This is a genomic window from Exiguobacterium sp. s6 (assembly GCF_018618155.1).
GTDB lineage: Bacteria > Bacillota > Bacilli > Exiguobacteriales > Exiguobacteriaceae > Exiguobacterium > Exiguobacterium mexicanum_A.
In genome coordinates, this window is the sequence record NZ_JACSLN010000001.1 from 2,073,866 (window position 1) to 2,095,627 (window position 21,762).

Here is a 21,762-nt window from a genome sequence, read left to right on the forward strand (position 1 = left end):
CTGATTTGCCTCCATCATGGATATAGTGACTTACATGTCATTCATACCAAGAAATGAAGACTTAAACAAATCGCGTTCATATATTTCCCACTAAAAAAACCAACCGATTATCGGCTGGTTTTTTAATTTCAGTGATCTAATTTCTTATTCTGTAACGATTTCGATTGGGGAAAGTGAAAATGCACACGTACTCCGTCTTTTGTATTTCCCAAGTCGACCGTCCCCTCGTGGAGTGTCACGATTCGTTGAACGATGAACAGGCCGAGACCGAACTTCCCTTGTTTCCCTCGCGAAAACTGATGGAACAAGTCGAGGTTCGCGTCGACCGGGGGACCATCATTCTCAATGGTGATGTCGACACCCGCCTCGGAGCGTGTCAGTTCGATTCGAATCGTCGACTCGGCATAGCGCAAGGCATTATCGAGCACGTTCTCGAAGGCGACACGGATTTGTTCTCCGTCCCCGAGCATCTCGCCGGCATGTCCTGTCACCGACCAGTCCAAGTTGCCTCGCAGTTTGAATCGGCTGACGAGCAGTTCCATCAACTTATCGAGATTGATCGGTTCAAGCCGCATCTCCTGGCCTTTAAAGTATTCGAGCTTCGTGACATATAACAAATCGACGACTTTCTTCTCGAGCCGGGACGCCTCTTCATCGATGACTTCGGCCGACCCTTTCAAATCCCCGGTCGGATAAATCCCGTCCCCGATGGATTGGGCGTAACCGCGAATGACCATAATCGGCGTCTTCAAGTCGTGCGAGATGTTTTGGAGCAGCGCCTGTTGGGCCACGTCTTGCTCTTGCAACTCTTGCCGCATCGCGTCAATCGAGCGGGCCAACTGCCCGAGCTCATCTTGACGAGCGAGCGGGAGCACCGTCTCCCATTGTCGGTTCGAGATTTTCTCGACCGCCCGCTCCATCTCGACGATCGGTTTCGTCAATTCTCGCGACATCCATAAAGCCGGGATTAACGACAACAGGCTGATGACGCCGATTAAAATCGAGATGCGCCAGTAGAGCGTCGAGACAAGTTCACGCCGGTAAGCGTCCCAGGCATAGGAAGCTTGGTAAATTAGAGCCCCATCATACTCGTTCTGCCGGATGATATAGTAGACGTCCTCTCCATCAATCGTCGTCTGGTATTTGGCGACCTCGCTCGTCTGCGTGAGCGCCTCTTGATACATCCGGTTCGTCAATTCAAGCGGGGCCGAACCATAAATGATGCGTCCATTCGGCAAAAAGATGAGCTGGTTGACCGATCGGGATTCTTGTTGGCGACGGTCATACTCAATCGGATTTTGCGGAATGTTTTCTAGCTCATTCGTATTCCCCAGGTAATAATCCACATCTTGCAACGTCTCGTACACTTGTTCATCGATAAACTGCGTGATCGAGGAACGAATCGTCAACAAAATCATCAAGGCGAGCGTCACGATGATCAGAAGGATCAATACCCAAATCTTCCACATGAGCCGTTTCGGCTGGAGACGATCGAGCTTCATGGCTTAACGAGTCGGTAACCGACGCCATAGAGCGTTTCGAGCTCAAGGCGATGCAGTTTCTTCCGGAGACGGCGTACCAAGTCATCGACGACGCGGTCCGAGCCGAAATAGTCATGGCCCCATACCCCTTCTAAAATCTGTTCGCGTGATAAGGCAGAGCCCGGATGTTCGAGGAAGAGCAGCAGCAAGTCGAACTCTTTTGATGTCAAATCGATCTCATCTTGTTCATGCTTGATGAGACGTTTCTCAGGATAAATCGTATATTCCCCATATTCGATATGCTCATTCGATTTCGAACCGTAGACACGGTCGATCAATTTTTTGACGCGGATGACCAGTTCCCGTGGCAAGAACGGTTTCGCGATGTAATCGTCCGATCCCATCTCGAGTCCGATAATTTTATCGATATCCTCATCTCGCGCCGAAATGAAAATCGTCGGCGTGAACGCGTTTTTCGCTTTGATTTGTTTCAGTAATTGGAACCCATCGAGGTCCGGGAGCATGATATCGAGCACCCATAAGTCTGGTTCGTCTTTGATTGCGGCCTGGGCCGAGGTCCCGTCGGTGAACGAACGGACCTGATACCCTTCTTGCTCTAAATACGTGACGAGCATCTTATTTAAATTGATTTCATCATCGACTAAATAGATTGTGTACATTCCAGTCACCTCTGCAACGTTTTTTATTTATCATATCAAACAATTGTGGATGAATGATGGGAATGTAGCCGTTTCCTCCGCGCTCAATGTGTTCACGACACGCAAACAAGCCCACAAAAAAAGAAGGGTTCCCCCTTCCTTACCGCGTCGGCCGAGTGCGCATCTGTTGTGCGAGGAATACCGTGCCGCCACTAAGGAGGGCCAGTACACCGCTGATCATCATGAGTTCCATCATGTTCCACCTTCCTACTGATAGCGATTCTCATTATCACCTATAATATAGCATACTTTTCTTAGCATGAACATGACAAAAAAACTCCCGCCATGCTAGGCGGGAGCTCTCGATTATGCGTTGACGTCGTAACCCTGTTCTTCGATGGCTTCGATCATCGTTTTCACTGAAATTTTATCGTTGTGGATGACATCGACCCGATGGTCCTGTAACGAGACGATCGCTGACTCGACGCCTTCAAGTTCTGTCAAGGCGCCTTCGACCGCCGCCTTGCAGTGATTACATGTCATACCTTCTACTTTTAATGTCGTTTCATTCATTTGGATGTTCCTCCTTGTGTTTTCAATCGTAACGCGTTCAAGACGACCGAGACCGAACTGAACGCCATGGCCGCCCCGGCAATCCATGGGGCAAGCAAACCGGCCGCTGCGACCGGGATACCGAGACTGTTATAGGCAAGCGCCCAGAACAAATTTTGACGAATGTTACGCATCGTCAACGCACTCATCTCGATGGCACGGTTCACCCCATCGATATCTTGCCCCATCACGGTGACATCGGCCGCCTCAAGAGCGATATCCGTCCCGCTTCCGAAGGCGATGCCGACGTCAGCGACAGCAAGCGCCGGCGCGTCATTCATCCCGTCCCCGACCATGGCCACACGGCCCTGGCGTTTCAGCGCCTCGACATGATCCGCCTTCTCGACGGGCAATACCTCGGCGATGACGTTCGTTTCCGGAATCCCGAGTTGACGGGCGACGTCGAATGCGACTTCTTTCCGATCACCGGTCAAGACGTAGACTTGTCTCGTCTTGGCAAGTTGTTGGACGACGGCACGGCTTTGGTCTTTCAACCGATCTTGCAGACCAAACGCCGCAACGACCCCAGACTCGTCGGCCACATAGACCGGCGTCATCGCCTGCATGTCCCACTCCGGTAATGCAAATCCGGCTTCTTGCATCATACGGACCGAGCCGATAAGAAGAGGTTTCCCATCTACGACCGCTTTCAATCCTCGACCGGCCAACTCTTCAACGCGTTCGACCTGACCGTCCCCTTCGCCCCGACCGATTGCCTCGGCGAGCGGGTGCGTCGACTGACGTTCGGCCATGACGGCTTGTTTCAAGAACGACGTCTCTCCGAACGTCGCCACGACTTCCGGCGTACCTTTCGTGAGCGTCCCCGTCTTATCGAAGACGACGATATCGACCCCATTCAACGATTCGAGCTGACCGCCACCTTTGAACAAGACACCACGTTCGGCGGCACGGCCCGTCCCGACCATGATCGATGTCGGTGTCGCGAGACCGAGCGCACACGGACAAGCGATAACGAGAACGGCGATCGAGGCCCGGATCGCCATGTCCAAATCATTGAAGCCAAGCGTCCAGACGGCGAACGTCAAGGCGCTGATGGCGACGACGATTGGAACGAACACACCGGAAATCCGGTCCGCTTGCCGTTGGATCGGGGCTTTGTCCGTCTGCGCCTGTTCAACAACACGAACAATTTGAGCGAGCATCGTCTCGCTGCCAACACGTTCGGCGACCATCAAGACCCGGTGCGAGCGGTTAATCGTTCCGCCGACAACATCGGCGCCGACACTTTTCTCAGATGGGATTGATTCCCCGGTCAACATCGACTCATCGATGACCGTCTCACCTTCGACGATTTTTCCATCGACCGGCACTTTTTCGCCAGGGCGGACGACGATGACGTCACCGGCTTTGACCAAGTCGATCGCGACTGGCCGTTCCACACCTTCAACAAGTAAAATCGCTTCTTTCGCCTGTAACGATAAAAGTGACTTGAGCGCGTCCGTCGTTTTTTCTTTCGCTCGGGCCTCTAACCATTTCCCGAGCAATACGAGCGTAATCAAAACGGCACTCGTCTCAAAATAGAGCGACGGATGCATCGGATGCACGAGCATCTCGAAGACGGAATAAAAGTAAGCCGCTGATGTCCCTGTCGCCACGAGCACATCCATGTTGGCCGCGCCGCTCTTCAGGCTCTTATACGCCCCTTTATAAAACTGGGCCCCGATCCAGAACTGGACCGGTGTGGCGAGCGCGAATTGCCACCACGGATTCATGAGCCAATCGGCATGGAACGTCACACCCGGGATGTGCGTAATCATGACGAGCAGAAGCGGTGCTGACAATAGCGCCGAGATGAGCACTTTTCGTTCGAGCGGGCGGAGGTCGTGTTTCGGGGTCAATTCCGCTTTCCGTTCTGCGCCGTAGCCGATCTTCTCGATTCGGGCAATCAACTCTTCTTCAGTGATACCTTCCTCGACGCGAATCGTCGCCGTTTCAAGAGGCAAGTTAACGGTCGCTTCGACGCCGTCCATTTTATTCAACACTTTTTCGATTCGGGCCGAACATGCGGCGCATGTCATCCCTTGAATCGACAGTTCGACGGTTTTCATCGGTCCACCTCCTTACTTTTTGATGCGACTGACGATTGTCATCAATTCGTCAATGTATGGGTCCATGTCTTCCGTTTCGCTGGCATGGACTAGACATTTGCGCATGTGGCGTTCGAGCAGTTGCATCTCAACTTGTTTGAGCGCAGCTTGAATGGCTGACGTCTGAGTCAAAATATCGACACAATAACGGTCGCTCTCGACCATCTTTTGAATCCCTCGTACTTGTCCTTCAATCCGGCGCAGCCGTTTGCTGAGCGCTTCACGCTCCGCGTCTTCGCGCGGAACGATCGGTTCGTCATGCATGAATTCTTCCATGGTTATCACCTCACCTTCAATATACCCCTACCCCGTAATGGTGTCAAATCATTTAATCAAAAAAAAGAGCGACTGATTTGTCGCTCTTGCCCTAATCAATTGCGTTGGAACGCCTCGCTCTTCAAGACGGTCCGTAAAATTTTTCCGGTCGTGTTCCGAGGCAGTTCATCAATGATTTCAATCTGTGTCGGCTGTTTATACTTCGCCAGTTTCGTCGCCGCGAACGACCGAATCTCGTCGAGCGTCACATGCTCGTCACGAGTGACGATGAACGCTTTGACCGCTTCCCCTTGTTCTGCGTCTGGCACCCCGATGACGGCCGCCTCGACGATCCCAGGATGCTGATACAACACTTCTTCGACTTCGCGCGGATAGACGTTATATCCCCCGACGATGACCATATCTTTCTTCCGATCGACGATATAGAAGTATCCGTCCTTGTCCCGCTTCGCCAAGTCGCCGGTGTAGAGCCATCCATCCCGAAGTGTCATCGATGTCTCTTCTGGGAGCTTGTAATACCCTTTCATCACGTTCGGCCCACGGACGATCAGTTCACCGACCTCGTCGATCCCGACTTCTTCACCGAGCTCGTCGACGACTTTGTTCTCGACGTGGACGATCGACGGACCAATCGAACCTGCCTTCCGCTCCCCATGGAGCGGGTTGAAGCAGGTGACCGGTGACGCTTCCGAGAGGCCATACCCTTCAAGGATCTTACATTCGAACTTCTGCTCGAACGATTCGAGCAGTTGCACCGGCAGGCTCGCCCCACCGGAGACGAAGACGCGGACATGCTTGAGTGCCGAGGCGTAGGCCGGGACTTTCATCGCCGTCTGTAACAAGAAGTTGTACATCGTCGGCACCCCGGCGAAAATGCTGACGCGGTGTCTCGGGATGAGGTCGAACACGTCTTGCGGCGAGAATTTCGGCAAGATGACAATCGTCGCCCCGCGAAGGAGCGGGGCGTTGACGATGACCGTCAAACAGAAGACGTGGAACATCGGCAGCGCCGCGAGCGCTTTATCTTCCGGCGTGATCTCCAAATATTCGCCGATCGAATGGGCGTTCGAGAACAAGTTGAGATGCGTCAACAACGCTCCCTTCGGTTTCCCGGTCGTCCCGCTCGTATAGAGGATGACGGCGACGTCTTCCTCATCGACCGTGACGAGTTCCCCTTTCGTCGTCGCGAACGCCTCCTCGAACGGCAAGAACTCGATGTCCCCGTCCCGTTTCAACGCCGGTACGTCCGCGTACGGGACCGAGATGACGAGGCGGAGTTGCGGTAACTTCGCGAGCGCGGCCTCTGCTTGCGCGACGAGCGGTGACAAGGCGACGATCGCCTTCACGTCCCCATCGACTAAAATATAGGCCATCTCATCTGGCGTGTATGTAGGGTTGATCGGAATGACGACCCCACCTCGTGCGAGCACCGCAAAATAGGAAATCAAGAATGCCGGGCTATTGCCGAGGACGAGTGCGACGTGGTCGCCTTGTCCAATCCCTTTTTGCTCAAGTGTCGCCGCCATCGCCTCGATTTGACCGAAAAACTGTCCGTAGCTGACCGTGTCTTCCCCAAACACGTAGGCCGCCTTATTCGGATGCGCGGCCACAACGCCCTGTAGTGCCGTGACTAAGTTTGCCATGGTAATCCCCCTTTGAAAATGAATGACTATTCACTTTTGAGCCGTAAAAAAGAGCACGGCATCCGCGCTCTTTTTCAGTTATCTTCATTGTACATGAAACGGCTCAATAAGAAAACGCTTTCAAGTCCATCGTCTTCAAATGATACAAACCGGTCCGGCTCTGTACGTGGACGAGCGCCTGCAGTGTCTCGTCATCCATGAGCAAATCGTCCATCAATTTGTGGAGCGCCGACTTCTTCGCTTCGGTTGTTGCCGTGATGAAAAAGATCGCCTCGGCCCGAATGGTTTCAGCAGCAATCGTCTGCATCGCAAACGGGTGATTAAGATGTAACAACGTGATTCCATCTTGTTTCGAGACGTGGAGCGGTACATCGACGACAGCGACCGGTACGGCGACATCTGTCACGCCCGACGGGATCGTCCGCTCTTGTTCGATGACGACGCGCGCGAATGACTCATCGACAATCCCTCTTCCTTCTAACTCAAGACCGATCGCGCGGACAGCGAGGTCAAACGTCGGTTGCTCCGTCACCCACATCCAATTCGCGTCCATCCACTCTGTGATAAATCGGTACATATTGTTTCCTCCTATTGGTTGAACCCAATTTACGAAAGCGCTTGCATTGATTATGATACGCCTCGTCGAAACGACGCGCAACGGTCCACACAAGATGTCACGAAAACGCCAAAAAGAAGGGACCCTGTTCAGAGCCCCTTCTTCCCTCAAACCCGCTTCAGCTAATGAGATCGACGAGTTCTTCGAGCTCGACGTTGCCAAAGTAATGTTTGACGTCAAGCTGTGACAATTGTTCCCGAATCGCGCCGCGTTCGAAGCGCGTCCCGACGAGCACTTGTTCGACATCATGGATATCACCGACGCCGAAGAAGTCGCCGTAGATTTTTGCTTCCGTGATCGTCCCTTTGTTGACGTTCAAGCGGACATCAATCGTGCCGATCGGGAAACGACGTTTCGACTCGACATCAAACTTCGGCGATTTCCCAAAGTTCCAATCCCAGTTCGCGTAGCGTTCTTTCGAGATGTCCTGAACGATCTCCCAGTCCTCATCACGAAGCACGTAACGCTCGGGTTCTTGCCCGTCATAGATTGAGTGAAGGAGTGCCTCGACAAAGCGCTCCATCGCCATCTCTTCTTCTAAAAACTCGGTGATATTGGCGACACGGCTCCGGACCGACTTGATTCCTTTCGAGCGCATCTTCTCTTCTGAGACGTTGAGCGAGTTGACGACTTCCTCGATGTTCGAGTTGAACATGAGCGTCCCGTGGCTGAACATGCGGCCGCGCGTCGTGAACTGGGCGTTACCGCTGATCTTGCGTTCGCCGACTTGGATATCGTTACGTCCCGTCAATTCCGCCTCGACGCCGAGCTGTTTCAAGGCATCCACAATCGGTTGCGTGAACTTCTTATAGTTATTGAACGAGTTGCCGTCATCTTTTGTGATGAAGCTGAAGTTCAAGTTCCCTTCGTCGTGATAGACGGCCCCGCCGCCCGAGAGACGACGGACGACGTCGATCCCGTTCTCTTCGATATACTTCAAGTTGACTTCTTCTGACGTGTTTTGGTTCTTACCGATGATGATCGACGGGCCGTTAATATAGAACAAGAAATAATCCTCATGCTCGACGTTCAAATGTTTGAGGATGTACTCCTCGACCGCCAAGTTGAGTTTTGGGTCCCGGATGTCCGGGTTGAAAATAAATTTCACAGTAAGTTCCTCCTAAGGATGTTCGTTAGTTGTATTATACGAGACGTCGGCCCGGCGCTACAACTCGTTTACTTCCATTCCCCTGTCATGACGCGTTTCAATGCGTTCGCGACACCATATTCGTCGTGACGCTCGGTGACGTGATGGCTGATGGCGATCAAGTCTTCGTGACTATTGCCCATCGCGATGGCTTTGCCGGCGACCTCAAACATCGGAATGTCGTTCAAGTTGTCGCCGATGACGACGACCTCTGACAAATCGACACCGAAATGCTCGGCCAGTTTTTTGATGCCGTGTCCTTTGTCGGCCCCGTTCGCCATGACCTCGATGTTATCGTTGCCTGAAGACGTAACGTAAACACCTTCGACGCGCTCATCGATTTCCGTCCACAGCGATGACATTTTCTCAAAGTGGCTCGAGAAAGCGATGAATTTATAGACGCGTCCGGCCTCGTTCTTAATGAAGTCTTCGATATCCTCGACGAGACGGACATCTTCGTTGACATAATAACGTTTGCGGAAGAACTCATACATCTCGAGCGACCGCTCGTCCCCGTTCTGTTTCAAGTTTTCCATCGTCGCATCGATCAAGTCGAGTCGGCTCGCGACGAGTCCCGCCTCCGAATACATTTCATAGAAGACGTCCGAATATTTATGGTCTTGATGCAACACCGATACGACCTCGAGCGCTTCTTCCGTCGTCAAATCGATTTCATGTAGCACGTCACCCGTTTCTGTCAACACTCGTCCGCCGTTTGAAGAGACGATCGGGCACGTGAGGCCGACCTCATCGAGGATTTCTTTCGCGTTGAAGTAATTGCGTCCCGTCGCAATCGCAAAGCGAATCCCTTGTTCTTCTGCCGCGCGAACGATTTCTGCCGTCTCGGGCGCGATTTTCGTGTGGTTGTGCAAGATCGTGCCGTCCATATCAGATACGAACAATTTATACGTTGTCATCAACATCCACTCCTCTTTTTCTGTTTCGCTTATAACTATAACAAAAAGAGAGGCCATCGGAATAATCCGACACCTCCCTTCATGAATCTTTAACGTTCTTCCGCGAGCGCTTTGATCTGTTCATGGACGCTCTTGATGCAGTCCGGCATGCCAATCCCGTCATAGGCGATGCCCGCGAGCAGGATACCCGGATAGACGCGGCCCATCTCAGCCCGGAGTGCACGGACCCGGTCGGAATGGAAGACGGCGTATGGCGGCAGCCCGTCCCGGAGCCGGCTGACGACCGTCTCGAGCGGAGCGGCCTTGATTGTCATCAACCCGCCGAGGTCACGCAACGCCGTTGTGACAATCTCCTCATCGGACGCATCGACGATGTCGTCGGCGCCCGGCCGTCCGAGAAAGACGCGCAGGACGTGATACCCTTCCGGCACGGCGTGCGGCCATTTTTGGTCGATGAACGTGCACGCCGTGATCGTCACGTCCGCCTCTTGGCTCGTGACGAAACCTGTCCCGACGAACGGCAGCTCGATATCGTCTTGTTTAAACACGAGCGAGCACGTCGCCGTCGCGTGCGGCTTCATGTCTGCGAGAAAATCGCTGTCGACTTTCGGCAAGAACTGACGAATGAGCCGAGGCGGGACCGTCAAGATGAGATGATCGGACTCGATATCGCCACGGTTCGTCAATAGTCGATAGCCGCCCTCAATCTCCTCAACTTGCTCGACCGAACAGTTCAAGACGATTTCAGTGCGCTCTAGCCGTTCGGCAAGACGGTCGGTGAGCGATTTTAACCCTCGTTTGAGCGAGGCGAACTGTCCGACTTTCTTCGCCCCGACTTCAGCGACCCGCTGCTCCGGACGAAGGTGACGCATCCCTTCATACAAGTTGCCGTATTTCTTCTCGCCTTCGATAAATTGTGGGAACGTCGACAACGCGCTCATCTTATCGATGTCTCCCGCATAAATCCCGGAGAGAAGCGGTTCGATCAACCGGTCGACGATCGGGTCCCCGACGCGCTCGCGTAAATAAAGTCCGAGCGAGACGTCCGTCTTCGGCGCTTCGACGTCCGGGGGCGACAACAGCATCTTCCGAAGCGTGGCGTGTTCTTCCTCGGACAAGAGTGTCGTATCCTTGAACGCATCGACGTCGAGCGGAATGCCCATGACCGTCTGCTTCGGAATCGGATGTAATCCGTCATGATGGAGCACGTACGCTTGGCCGACGCCGTTCCGGACGATCTCATCGCCGAGCCCGACCTCATGAATCAAGTCGGTCATCGCCGTTTTCCGGAACACATACGAATCCGGCCCTCGTTCGACCGCAAATTCCCCGGTCTCGAACGTATCGATTTTTCCACCTAAACGGCCGCTCGCTTCGACGAGCTTGATGGTGACGTCTTCCGGCAAATAACGCTCGGCATAAAAAGCGGCGGTGAGACCTGTGATCCCACCACCGACAATCGTTACATTACGCATGATGTACAATCACGCTTTCCATGCGATCGGCGATGGCTTCAATGAAGCTCCGCTCCGCGTTTGGCATGTTAGGGCGCGCGTAGTGAACGCCGAGGCGGTCACAGACGACTTTACATTCCACGTCGTTATCGAAGAGCACCTCGAGGTGATCCGCAACGAATCCGACCGGCGTGTAAACGAACGCCTCATAGCCATGCTTTTCATAAAGTTCAGCCGTCAAATCTTGGACGTCCGGTCCGATCCATGGGTCAGGCGTGTTGCCTTCCGACTGCCAACCGACCTCATAGTTCGGTACACCCGCCGCTTGGGCGATTTTGTCCGCCGTCTCCTTCAATTGATCCGGATACGGGTCGCCACCTGCCAAAATTTTCTCTGGGAGACTGTGCGCCGAGACAATCAAGCAAGCTTTCTCAGCTGGTACCGGCAAGTTCGCGAACGTCGCTTTGATGGCTTCCGCCCACCAGTTGATGAATTTCGGCTCATCGTACCATGATTCAACCGAACGAATCTCGATGCCGAACTTCGCAGCTTCTTCATGCGCCCGGCCGTTGTACGACTTGACGCTGTATGACGAGTAATGCGGGGCCAATACGACCGACACCGCTTCTTTGATGCCGTCGTTCGCCATTTGCGCGACCGCATCTTCAACGAACGGTTCGATGTGCTTGAGCCCGATGTAGAGCTTGAACTCGATCTCACCTACGTGGCGCTCGTTCAAGATGTCACGGAGCGTCTCCGCTTGGTCGATCGTGATTTTCGCGAGCGGTGACACGCCACCGATGGCCTCATAGCGCTCCGTCAAGTCTTGGAGTGCTTCCGGTGATGGTTTACGGCCATAGCGGATGTGTGTGTAGTAACGCTCGATATCTTCAGGTTTGTATGGTGTCCCATAAGCCATTACGAGTAATCCGACGGTTTTCATAATGATTTGCCTCCCATTTTTTCACGTGAGTAGTCATGGATAAATGCTGTCAATTTGACGAGAACGGACGGATCGACTTCCGGGAACACCCCATGTCCCAAGTTGAAGACGTATCCAGGTTGTTTCATCCCCTCGTCGAGGATTTCTTTCACTTTCGCTTCGATGATCGGCCACGGGGCCAGCAAGAATGACGGGTCAAGGTTACCTTGGACCGCTTTCGTGATGCCGCGGTCGCGCGCCTCTTGAATCGATAGGCGCCAGTCGAGTCCGACGACGTCGAGCGGCTGGTCTTGCCACTCTTCGACGAGATGGCTCGCTCCGACACCGTGCATGATGAGCGGGATGTCGAGCTTGCGCAACTCGGTGAAGATTCGTTCTGTCGTCGGTTTGATATAACGGACATAATCCTTACGGCTGAGCGTCCCGACCCATGAGTCGAACAACTGGAACGCCTGGATCCCGGCTTCTGCTTGTGCCGTCGCATATGTGATGACCATGTCGCCCAGTTTCTCCATGAGCGCGTTCCACACGTCCGGCTCGGCGTACATGAGTGCTTTCGTTCGGTGGTAGCTCTTCGAAGGACCACCTTCAATCATGTAGCTCGCGAGCGTGAACGGTGCGCCTGAGAATCCGATGAGCGGGACTTCCAAACGTTCCCGAAGCAAACGGATCGTCTCGAACACGTACGAGATGTCTTCCGGATTGAGCGGTTTCAAACGCTCCACATCTTCCATCGTCCGGTATGGGTTATCAATGACCGGACCGATGCCGCTCTTGATTTCTACATCGACGCCCATCGACGGGAGTGGCGTCATGATGTCTTTATACAGAATGGCCGCGTCGACTCCAAGTTGTTTCACCGGGAGTTCTGTCACGTAGGCACACAGCTCGGCATCATGCGTGATCTCGAATAGCGTCCTCGTTTTTTTGATCTCACGATATTCTGGTTGGTAGCGTCCGGCTTGGCGCATGTACCAGACGGGCACATAGTCTGTCGCCTCTCCTCGAAACGCCTTCAAAATAGTATCGTTCATACGTCGCGTCATTCCCCTCTATAATTCTCCTACACTCTTCTTCTATAGGTATGTGAACTCAAAAACATTATACAGAAATTAATTAGAATAATGCTAATGTGAAGCATTTTCATTGTGTTTTCTTTGTGTCATTTCTTTGTCGGATACGTGCGGAAGGCTGAATTGAGCTGACCTCGGATCAAATCGTCACGCTGTTTCGACGACAGACGCTTCTCTCGCTCTTTGATGTCTTGAATTCGCCAGCCATCCTCAAGTTTCGACGCTACATCGACCAATCGCTCGACGTCATGGAAGGAATATTTACGTGACCCACCTTTTGTCCGATCCGGAAAGACGAGTCCTTTCGCTTCATAATAACGGATTTGTCGCTCCGAAAGTCCTGTCAGCTCAGTGATGACGCCCATCCCGATTACTTTCTTCGACTTATAGTCCATCGCTCGTCCTCCTCCTTCATAAAAAAACTATGTCAGATAATCTGACAAATTGCAATCCAAGTCGAATTTTTCGTCTTACACTGAAAACAACTTTTGAATCATCAATCGCAAAAAGGAGGAATCGCAACATGGAAGACATCTTATATTATATGGACACGCTGTTCGTACTCATCGCTGCACTGCTCGTCTTAACGATGCAACTTGGTTTTGGCTTGCTCGAGACGGGGACGCTCCGGGCTAAAAACGCTGGACACGTCGCAGTCAAACAAATCATCAGCCTCTCTGTGGCGGCACTCGCCTTTTGGGCCGTCGGCTTCGGCTTCTCCTTCGGGGACGGGACCCGCTGGTTCGGGACGGAAGGGTTCTTCATGAACGGATCGTTCACAAGCCTTGATTGGGCCAACGTCTCGATCGACATCAAATTCTTGTTCCAGTTGTCGTTCGTCGCTGTCGCACTCGCCATCGCCTGGGGCGGTTTCGCAGAGCGGGCCAAACTTTCCGCGTACGTCTTGTTCGGTATTTTCTTCGTCGCCATCCTCTATCCAATCGTCGCCCGCTCCGTATGGGCCGGTGGACTCCTCGGATCGATGGGAATGCAAGACTTCGCCGGTTCGGCCGTCGTCCACCTTCAAGGCGGAATGGCCGCCCTCATGGCCACCATCATCTTGAAACCACGTCTTAAAACCGAATCACTCGCCGGTCACAACCACGTCTTGACGGTCGTCGGTGGACTCGTGCTCTGGCTCTGCTGGTTCGGATTCAATGCCGGATCGACGATGTCGGTCGCAGATGGATTCTTCGGTTACGTCGCTCTTACGACGATGCTCGCCACGGCTGCCGGTGCCCTCGGCGCCCTCGCCATCGTCATGATGCATAAGAAGACAGCGGACATCCCGACAATCGTCAACGGTGTGCTCGGGGCGCTCGTCGCGATCACTGCTGCCTGTGCCTTCGTCGAACCATGGGCCGCCGTCGTCATCGGTGCCGTCGCTTCGATCGCCACATACGGCACGAGCATCCTCATGGCAAAATATGTCGATGACCCGCTCTGTGCTTTCTCGGTACACGGGGTCGCCGGAATCATCGGGACGCTCGCACTCGGATTCTTCGCCTCGCCTCGTTTGGTCGAAATCACGGGCATCGGTTCGGCCGGCCTCTTCTACGGCGGCGGCTTGGGTCAACTCGGTGTTCAAGCACTCGGCGTCTTGATCGCAATGGTCATCGCTGGTGGCGGTAGCTACGTGTTCTTGAAATTGCTCGACGTCACGATCGGTCTTCGTGTCACGGAAGAACAAGAAGATATCGGTCTCGATATCGCTGAACACGGTGTATCGGCATATGGCGAAGTCGAGCCAGAAGCAGAGACACCAGCACGCCTCCCGAAAATTCTCGGGTCGAGTGTATCGGTCATGTCACCGAAGAAATAACGACAACAGTCAGGGACACCCAAAGCGGGTGTCCCTGTTTCATGTCAGTCGGCTCAAATAGTACCGGACGACCATATATGCGAGCGCGAGACCGACGAGCGCGTCCCACGTCGCCCCGAACATGAGCGAAGCCGCGCCAAGGGCGAGCATTTGCGCGAACAACAGCCGTGTCGCCCACCATTTATAGGCGACGAGCCGCTCGGCACGAGTGATCGGCAACCACGACGCCATCGACACCGTGTCGAGTCGTTTAAACAACGGGACGAGTTGCAAGGCAGTCAACCCGACGAAAAGCGGGACGACCAACCCGACGTACCACCCGCCCGAGAGCCACATGACGACGAGCGCGACGGCGGAAAGACGCAACACGAGATCGAGCGAATCGTTCGAGCGCATGACCCGGAGGCCATAGACGTACCGTGCCGCATCGGCCCGTTTCAAGACCGAGCGCTCGAGCAGGTTCACGATGAGCGATCGTTCCCGCACATCTTCCCGCATCGCCGGGACATCGACGAACCAACTGACGACCCGGTTGAACTGGGCTTTGCTCTTCTCTTCAAGCAAGAGCCAATCGAACAGCGGGATGCGTCGATTTCGTCGCACGTGGAGCAAGATGAATGGGACGAGCGCCGGCACCGGTGTCAACATCGGCACACCAAACAGGATGAGAAAGCCGCTCGCGAGCGCGCTCGGCAAGACGACATATTTGACCCCCTCCAACTTGGCGAGCCGTCCCGCCACCGAGATCAGGACACTCGTCGCGATGATGGCCCCGACTTCGACCGAGGTGAGCGCTTGCGTCCGGACGAGCAACGGCAACACGACGAGCATGATGAGGACGGCACGGACGGCAGCGAAGACGACGTTGAATAGTCGAACGCCGTTCATGAACGTTTGCATCTCACCGAGTCGCGGCAATAAGAAGACTTGGTCCGCTTCTTGAATCAATGTGCGGGGGCGATGCCCGAGCGGCAGAAGCAACCAGAGGAGCGCCACAATCCATTCACTCGGGAATGCCGGGTCCAAGTCCGTCAAGAACTGGTTGTAAACGAACGCTCCGTAAATGAGCGTGAAATAAAGTGTGAACAACAAACCGCCGTTCGCCACGTACCGGCTGTATTTCACGACGTCCTCCACCCAGACGCCAAATCGTTGTTTGAACACGTTCATTGCTTCCGCTCCTCGGCCTCAATCGCCTCAACATAAATGTCATCGAGCGTGGCATCCGGACGAAGACCATATGTCTCGCGCAACTGCGCCGCCGTACCGGTCGCGATGACCGACCCCTGGTGCAAGAAAACGAAGCGGTCGCAGTGACGTTCCGCCGTCTCCAAGATGTGGGTCGACATCAAGATGGCGCAATCTTCCTTATACTCATCAAACAATCGCAGCAGTTGGCGAATCGCGAGCGGGTCGAGCCCGACGAACGGTTCATCGACGATGAGGAGCGGCGTCTTTGTCACGAGTGCACAGAGGATCATCGCTTTTTGACGCATTCCTTTTGAAAAAACGGACGGAAACCAGTCCAACTGCTTCTCCATCCGCATATCTCGGGCCAATCTTTCGGTCCGGATTTTCAGGTCGGCCGCATCGATGTCATACGCTTTCCCGATTAACGTCAAATGTTCACGCAACGTCAACGTGTCGTATAAAATAGGGGTCTCGGGTATATAACTTATTTTCTTGCGATAGTTATTTTCCGAAGAAGCGAGTGTCTCACTATCGACTTCGACCGATCCCGAAATCGGATCAAGCAATCCTAAAATATGTTTGATTGTCGTCGATTTCCCGGCGCCGTTTAGCCCTATGAGCCCGACGAGCTCACCTTTTTTCACTTCAAACGAAACATCGTGTAACACTTGTTTACCTATATAACCGCCGTTCAACTGGTCGACGTGCAACATGAAAACTCCACCCCTCATTTTCAACTTTTTTTTGTGATATATGTTTTAAAAGCTGTCACATGGGAATAATCTGAACTGTAAGGCATTTTAAAACTTATTCATTACTTCCATTGTTCCATAAAATTGTTAGGAAGAACAATGGACAAAACAGAAAGGAGAATGTTTTTATGGGTTGGATTATCACTTTAATCGTCGGGGGTATTATCGGTTGGTTAGCAGGTCTTATTTTAGGTAAGGATGTACCAGGTGGCGTCATCGGGAACATCATTGCCGGTATCATCGGTGCTTGGCTCGGTGGCCTCATCTTCGGAGACTTCGGTCCTGCAGTTGGCGGCATCGCGATTATCCCAGCACTTCTCGGTGCGATTATCTTGATCTTGATCGTATCGTTCGTTATGAAGTCAATGAACAAAAAGCGCTAATCCAGTGCTAGAAAAACGGGACCCTCGCCGAGGGTCCCGTTTTTTGTCATGTGAGGATGAGATAGAGGGCCTCATCCCGCTCGATGAATCGTTTCTCGCTCTCCAAGCGCAAAAACGTGAAAATCGACTCGAGCAGCGTCCGGTCGTAGCGCCATTCGACACCGAGGTCCGTTTCGACTCGCTCGTTCGGTTCACCTAAAAGCGCAATGAGGTCATCCGGCCGCTTCTGTAAATCGATGTCGATGCGTTCGACGCGCCCGTCAACAAACCGTAACTCCATCCCCTCATAGCGCCAAACGTCCCCTCGCTCCATCGGTTCACCAATCTCGTCGAGGACGGTTTGTTCACGTTTGTTCATCAGCCCTTCGATCGTCTCAATCGAGTGACCTGTCTGAGCTTCGACTTCGATTTCAATCAACTCGGCCCGATCAAGATCGAACTGCCCGGCGACGGTCTCAGCTTGTTCCGGCAACAAGGCAAACGCCAAGTCATCGTCTTCTGTCAGCGTCACGACCTCAGTCTCGGTCACCGTCGACCCATCGATGACAGCGACGGCTTTCACGTCATAACGACCCGGCATACGCTCGAGCTCCACCTCACCGCCCCCCTCATCAATTCGACCGACTTGTGCACCGTCCACCCACACGTTCGTCAACGGTACGTCCGATGTCACAACGAGCGTCTTCGGCAACAATTCAATCCGATAGTCCGAGAAACCAAACCGTCCTGCCCCCGTATCGACGAGCCGGAACAACCCATCCGTCTCCATACCTTGCTCCCGGTCGGCGCGGTCCTGCGCTACTTCCGAGATGGCCTCGCCCCGAATCGTCTTCTCTTCATTCAACCAGCCCATGAAGCGGAGCGCCTCGGCTCGTGTCAGCGGTTCTGATTCATACTCGACGTTCTCCTGGAAGAAGCTGACGTCCTCGTTCAACAGCGCCTCTTTGAACAGGACATGAATCTTGTCATTGGCTGCCGCCGGTTGATATCCCCAGCGATAGACGGCCCCGGCAATCAGCCCAAGCACGATTGTCGCAAGGAGGACATAATAGATTCGCCTCCGCCGTACCGTTTTTTTCGATCGTACATACGCCATCCGTTTACTTCCTCTCTTGATTGCTGTTGTTTCTAGTCTAAGACGATTCATCCTCCCGGACAATCATTCTTCCGCCTGAATTTCCATGTTATGATGAAGTGGAATAGTCATTTACGAATGGAGGAACCCACATGCACACTGAAGCCAACTGTATTTTTTGTAAAATCGTCCAGAACGAGATTCCTTCTTATAAGGTATACGAGGACGATGCCGTCGTCGCGTTCCTCGATATCTCGCAGGTCACGAAAGGCCATACGCTCGTCATCCCAAAACATCACGCCCGAAACATTTATGAACTGCCAGCCGATGTCGCCCGGGACGTCTTCCAAGCCGTGCCTTCTATCGCAAACGCCATCCAGCGCGAGACGGGTGCGATCGGCATGAACATCCTATCGAACGCCGAAGCAATCGCCGGACAAACGGTTTACCATTTCCATATGCATCTGTTGCCACGCTATGGCGAGACAGATGGATTTGACGCAAAATGGGAGACGCACCAAGACGATTACTCCACTGAAGACATGCAAGCCATCGCTGCCGGCATCAAAGCGAAGCTATGAAAAAATGGACCGCCGCTCCTGGAGCGACCGGTCCATTGTCTTATGTGCCCTTATGACGAATTGATCGAATCGAGATGACGTTTCCGCTCTTCCTCGATTTGGGCCCGTTCGACTTGTAATTTAATCGCTTGCTCGTACAACTGTTGCCGCGATTTGACAGATTCCGCTTGTTCGAATTCTTTTCTTAACAAATTTAGACGGGCGTCTATTTCAACGAGTCGCTTTTCAAGCAAAGTTTGTTTACGCGTCTGTTCATTCTGTTCCGACGCTTCATATCCCGCCTCTAGTGCTTCCATTATTGTCTGTGCCCAAGGGTCATCTCCCAGTCGCTTGGCCGCGTTATACAGGTCTAGCATGTCATCAACCCAACGCTTTTGCATGTTCACTGGAGGTCACCTTCCTTTACCCATAGTTTAAAATAAAATGATTTTTCGGTCAAAATTGAATGTTCTGAAAAATTTTATTTAAGATATAGGTTTTTAATCACTCTTTTTTGGTAAAATAATATGAAAAGAATGTATTGTAGCATCAGTGTGCTTGAGGAGGGGAATGTATTGTCGAGTCACAATCGTCGAGAGTGGGTTGCATTTGGCTTCGTCGTAGCGTTTTTAGGGGTTGCGACCGTGAAGAAAATCGCCCGTGGAACGGCAAATGACGCCGCGGCCAATCAACACCGGGCGTCCACAATCACTACGTTGAAAGAACAATTCCAAAAAGTTGCCAAGGACGCGTCGCAAGTGGCCGCGGCCGGTAAATTGCAAGGGAAAGAATTGACGGATCAAGTGAAAGCCGAAGTCGAACGTTATCAACAAGACATTCAGCCTTCAATCGAGCGGATCCAAGGAAACCTAGACGAGCTTTCGAACGTACAGTCAGACATGACCGAAGCGAAAGCGGAAAAGACCAACTGACCGGTCTGTTGTCATCGCCCGTCGTTTTAGTCACATTGTATCCGGAAAGGATGGATCGACATGGAACATGAAAAAGAATTCACTGGCCCTGAGGCCATGCTCTATAGTCATAAAATCATTCAACTTAGTAAGGCATTGTGGAAGACGGTCGAGAAAGACTGGCAAAATTGGATCAAGCCGTTCGATTTGAACATTAACGAACACCATATTTTATGGATCGCTCACGCCCTCGGCGGCGCCTCGATCTCAGAGATCGCCAAATATGGGGTCATGCACGTATCGACGGCGTTCAACTTCTCGAAGAAGTTAGAAGACCGCGGTTTGCTCACGTTCTCGAAAAAGGAGACGGACAAACGAAACACGTACGTCCAATTGACGCCTGAAGGTGAAGCGCTCTTGCTCGAGACGATTCATGCGTTCGATCCGGAAGAGAACGGCGTCTTCCGCGCCTCCCTCCCGCTCCAAGAATTGTACGGGAAATTCCCGGACTTGACGGACATCACCGCGATCGTTCGCCGCTTGTATGGCGACAACTTCATGGACATCTTCGCTGAAACATCGAAGATGATCACAGAAGAAGCCGGACGTCGCCCTGAGGACGACGAGATCAGTAAAGAAGCTTGACCTGCCGATACAGCGGTTCCGTGACGTCTAGCGCCATTCCTTGGCGCACGCACGCCGCGAGAATCGTCTCGGCCTCTAAATGAGGATGAAGCATGCCGACGAAATGAACGAGCAAAGGCTCTACGGACGACAGACCGTAGCGCGCTTGCTCGTTTTGTCGTTCTCGAATATCATCAAGCAGCGCGAAAAACGCGACGACTTCTTGCCGTGTCAGATTCGCCTTGAGCACCTCATGTTCAAAGGGCCGCTCCGACCAATCGACCGCCCCGAGCAACAGTTCCATTTGAAACGATAATTGATTGATTTTCTCTTCTAACGACACGTTCTCCACCCCATCATTTCACATTCTCTTTCATCATTATACGACACGTTTCTGTGCTATGATACTACACAGGCAAGAGAACAGCTGTTATCATTAACAAAATGTGGTATAGTCGGATTTAGAAACTTATAGATTTTTAGGGGTGGAATATATGTCAAACGGAATGACGAACGAACCGAACAAACAAAACAAGAAGTTTTCAACAGGCGCCCTCGTCGGCGCATCAGCGATTGCACTTCTCATCGGTGTCGGCGGCACATATGCGGCGACAAACGGCGGGTCTTCGGACAACTCAGCAGTTGTTTCCTTTGAAGGCGGCGAAGTGACACGAGGCGAGATCGCGGACATGAGCTACGACCGTATGGTCCCACAACTAGCTTTCCAAGAAACGATGAACGAGTTGCTTGAAAAAGAATACGGCGACAAAGTCGAACAAGACAAAGTTGACGAAGAGTTCAGCAAGACTGAAGAGCAGTTCAACTCGAAAGAAGAGTTCGAGCAAGCGATTCAACAAGCTGGCATGACTGACACGGACGAGTTCAAAGAAGCGCTCCGCGGACAAATGCTCGTCGATGCAGCGAAGTCAGAACTCGTCGAAGTGACGGACGAAGACATCGAGGCACAATTCGCGAAAGAGAACGTCGAAGTCAAAGCGAGCCACATCCTCGTTGAGACAGAAGAAGAAGCCCAAGCGATCATCAAAGAATTGAACGATGGCGCTGACTTCGCAGACGTCGCGAAAGAGAAATCGACAGACACAGGTTCTGGTGAAAAAGGTGGCGACCTCGGTTACTTCTCAGCCGGCGCCATGGTCCCAGAGTTTGAAGAATACGCGTTCCAAGAAGACGTGGTCGGCAAAGTATCTGAGCCGGTCCAATCACAATTCGGTTTCCACGTCATCAAAGTCATGGATCGTAAAGAAAAAGATCTTAAACTCGAAGACGAGAAAGATCGCATCCGTGAAGAATTGGCAACTGAAAAAGCAGCCTCTGTCGACGCGAACAAGATCTACGCCGAGTTGATCGAGAAATATAACGTCGACGTGAAAGATGCGAAAGCTTCAACACAGTTCGACGCTGTGAAAGACGCCATCAAAGCGTCAGAAGAAGGTACAGAAGAAGCACCGGCCGAAGAATCGACCGAGCAATAAGCAAAAGACGTCCCGCGGGACG

General features: G+C 52.8%; 24 protein-coding genes. 6 read left to right on the plus strand and 18 right to left on the minus strand.

Annotation, left to right across the window (positions count from 1 at the left end; genetic code table 11):
- Positions 1-128: 128 nt before the first annotated feature.
- The 13 genes from KNP75_RS10670 to KNP75_RS10730 form a co-directional block, all read right to left on the minus strand.
- A complete protein-coding gene (locus KNP75_RS10670) occupies positions 129-1,502 on the minus strand; it encodes a sensor histidine kinase (RefSeq protein WP_215190349.1) in 1,374 nt (457 codons plus the stop codon).
- A complete protein-coding gene (locus tag KNP75_RS10675) occupies positions 1,499-2,161 on the minus strand; it encodes a response regulator transcription factor (protein ID WP_034776554.1) in 663 nt (220 codons plus the stop codon). The genes KNP75_RS10670 and KNP75_RS10675 overlap by 4 nt, the downstream gene beginning before the upstream one ends.
- Positions 2,162-2,506: 345 nt before the next feature.
- Entirely contained in the window at positions 2,507-2,713 is a 207-nt protein-coding gene (gene copZ, locus KNP75_RS10680) for a copper chaperone CopZ (protein WP_029595964.1), read from the minus strand.
- A complete protein-coding gene (locus KNP75_RS10685) occupies positions 2,710-4,821 on the minus strand; it encodes a heavy metal translocating P-type ATPase (protein ID WP_215190350.1) in 2,112 nt (703 codons plus the stop codon). The genes copZ and KNP75_RS10685 overlap by 4 nt, the downstream gene beginning before the upstream one ends.
- A 12-nt stretch (positions 4,822-4,833) precedes the next feature.
- A complete protein-coding gene (locus KNP75_RS10690) occupies positions 4,834-5,136 on the minus strand; it encodes a metal-sensitive transcriptional regulator (RefSeq protein WP_034776552.1) in 303 nt (100 codons plus the stop codon).
- A gap of 95 nt (positions 5,137-5,231) precedes the next feature.
- Positions 5,232-6,779 (minus strand): long-chain-fatty-acid--CoA ligase, encoded by a 1,548-nt coding sequence (locus KNP75_RS10695; protein WP_138859873.1) that lies wholly within the window; start codon positions 6,777-6,779, stop codon positions 5,232-5,234.
- Positions 6,780-6,882: 103 nt separating this feature from the next.
- Positions 6,883-7,356: a PTS sugar transporter subunit IIA gene (locus tag KNP75_RS10700; RefSeq protein ID WP_034776548.1), complete on the minus strand. Its 474-nt coding sequence runs from the start codon at positions 7,354-7,356 to the stop codon at positions 6,883-6,885.
- 157 nt (positions 7,357-7,513) lie between these two features.
- On the minus strand, positions 7,514-8,503 hold the full coding sequence (gene lplA / locus KNP75_RS10705; protein WP_215190351.1) for a lipoate--protein ligase: 990 nt from the start codon (positions 8,501-8,503) through the stop codon (positions 7,514-7,516).
- 68 nt (positions 8,504-8,571) lie between these two features.
- On the minus strand, positions 8,572-9,459 hold the full coding sequence (locus tag KNP75_RS10710) for a Cof-type HAD-IIB family hydrolase (RefSeq protein ID WP_232939005.1): 888 nt from the start codon (positions 9,457-9,459) through the stop codon (positions 8,572-8,574).
- A gap of 89 nt (positions 9,460-9,548) precedes the next feature.
- Positions 9,549-10,934, minus strand: a complete 1,386-nt coding sequence (gene hemG, locus KNP75_RS10715; protein ID WP_215190352.1) for a protoporphyrinogen oxidase — start codon at positions 10,932-10,934, stop codon at positions 9,549-9,551.
- Positions 10,927-11,856, minus strand: coding sequence for a ferrochelatase (gene hemH, locus KNP75_RS10720; RefSeq protein ID WP_215190353.1), 930 nt, complete (start codon positions 11,854-11,856; stop codon positions 10,927-10,929). Before hemH ends, hemG begins: the two co-directional genes overlap by 8 nt.
- Positions 11,853-12,902 (minus strand): uroporphyrinogen decarboxylase, encoded by a 1,050-nt coding sequence (gene hemE / locus KNP75_RS10725; RefSeq protein ID WP_215190354.1) that lies wholly within the window; start codon positions 12,900-12,902, stop codon positions 11,853-11,855. Before hemE ends, hemH begins: the two co-directional genes overlap by 4 nt.
- Positions 12,903-13,018: 116 nt before the next feature.
- Positions 13,019-13,324: a MerR family transcriptional regulator gene (locus KNP75_RS10730; protein ID WP_215190355.1), complete on the minus strand. Its 306-nt coding sequence runs from the start codon at positions 13,322-13,324 to the stop codon at positions 13,019-13,021.
- Positions 13,325-13,452: 128 nt separating this feature from the next.
- On the opposite strand from KNP75_RS10730, the gene KNP75_RS10735 reads away from it, so the two are divergent.
- Positions 13,453-14,751 (plus strand): ammonium transporter, encoded by a 1,299-nt coding sequence (locus tag KNP75_RS10735; protein ID WP_215190356.1) that lies wholly within the window; start codon positions 13,453-13,455, stop codon positions 14,749-14,751.
- A 39-nt stretch (positions 14,752-14,790) separates the two neighbouring features.
- Here KNP75_RS10735 and KNP75_RS10740 read toward each other — a convergent pair whose 3' ends face one another.
- Positions 14,791-15,921, minus strand: coding sequence for an ABC transporter permease (locus tag KNP75_RS10740; protein WP_215190357.1), 1,131 nt, complete (start codon positions 15,919-15,921; stop codon positions 14,791-14,793).
- Positions 15,918-16,655 (minus strand): ABC transporter ATP-binding protein, encoded by a 738-nt coding sequence (locus KNP75_RS10745; protein ID WP_215190358.1) that lies wholly within the window; start codon positions 16,653-16,655, stop codon positions 15,918-15,920. Before KNP75_RS10745 ends, KNP75_RS10740 begins: the two co-directional genes overlap by 4 nt.
- Before the next feature lie 167 nt (positions 16,656-16,822).
- Here KNP75_RS10745 and KNP75_RS10750 point away from each other — a divergent pair, with 167 nt between their 5' ends.
- On the plus strand, positions 16,823-17,077 hold the full coding sequence (locus KNP75_RS10750; protein WP_034776523.1) for a GlsB/YeaQ/YmgE family stress response membrane protein: 255 nt from the start codon (positions 16,823-16,825) through the stop codon (positions 17,075-17,077).
- Between the two features lie 46 nt (positions 17,078-17,123).
- On the opposite strand, the gene KNP75_RS10755 is transcribed toward KNP75_RS10750, so the two are convergent.
- Positions 17,124-18,173 (minus strand): hypothetical protein, encoded by a 1,050-nt coding sequence (locus KNP75_RS10755; protein WP_215190359.1) that lies wholly within the window; start codon positions 18,171-18,173, stop codon positions 17,124-17,126.
- A gap of 131 nt (positions 18,174-18,304) precedes the next feature.
- On the opposite strand from KNP75_RS10755, the gene KNP75_RS10760 reads away from it, so the two are divergent.
- Positions 18,305-18,733 (plus strand): HIT family protein, encoded by a 429-nt coding sequence (locus KNP75_RS10760; RefSeq protein ID WP_034776521.1) that lies wholly within the window; start codon positions 18,305-18,307, stop codon positions 18,731-18,733.
- 50 nt (positions 18,734-18,783) lie between these two features.
- Here KNP75_RS10760 and KNP75_RS10765 read toward each other — a convergent pair whose 3' ends face one another.
- On the minus strand, positions 18,784-19,113 hold the full coding sequence (locus KNP75_RS10765) for a hypothetical protein (RefSeq protein WP_232938993.1): 330 nt from the start codon (positions 19,111-19,113) through the stop codon (positions 18,784-18,786).
- 174 nt (positions 19,114-19,287) lie between these two features.
- Here KNP75_RS10765 and KNP75_RS10770 point away from each other — a divergent pair, with 174 nt between their 5' ends.
- Together KNP75_RS10770 and KNP75_RS10775 are read left to right on the plus strand one after the other, a co-directional pair.
- Positions 19,288-19,644, plus strand: a complete 357-nt coding sequence (locus KNP75_RS10770; RefSeq protein WP_235420126.1) for a hypothetical protein — start codon at positions 19,288-19,290, stop codon at positions 19,642-19,644.
- A gap of 60 nt (positions 19,645-19,704) precedes the next feature.
- Positions 19,705-20,268, plus strand: coding sequence for an HTH-type transcriptional regulator Hpr (locus KNP75_RS10775; RefSeq protein ID WP_021066715.1), 564 nt, complete (start codon positions 19,705-19,707; stop codon positions 20,266-20,268).
- Here KNP75_RS10775 and KNP75_RS10780 read toward each other — a convergent pair.
- The gene (locus tag KNP75_RS10780; protein WP_353049027.1) at positions 20,252-20,590 is read right to left on the minus strand and encodes a DUF1878 family protein; all 339 of its coding nucleotides are present in this window, start codon (positions 20,588-20,590) and stop codon (positions 20,252-20,254) included. The two genes, KNP75_RS10775 and KNP75_RS10780, sit on opposite strands and share 17 nt — an antisense overlap.
- A gap of 151 nt (positions 20,591-20,741) precedes the next feature.
- Between KNP75_RS10780 and KNP75_RS10785 the strand changes: the two genes are divergently transcribed.
- Positions 20,742-21,740, plus strand: a complete 999-nt coding sequence (locus KNP75_RS10785; RefSeq protein ID WP_034776518.1) for a peptidylprolyl isomerase — start codon at positions 20,742-20,744, stop codon at positions 21,738-21,740.
- The last annotated feature ends 22 nt before the right edge of the window (positions 21,741-21,762 follow it).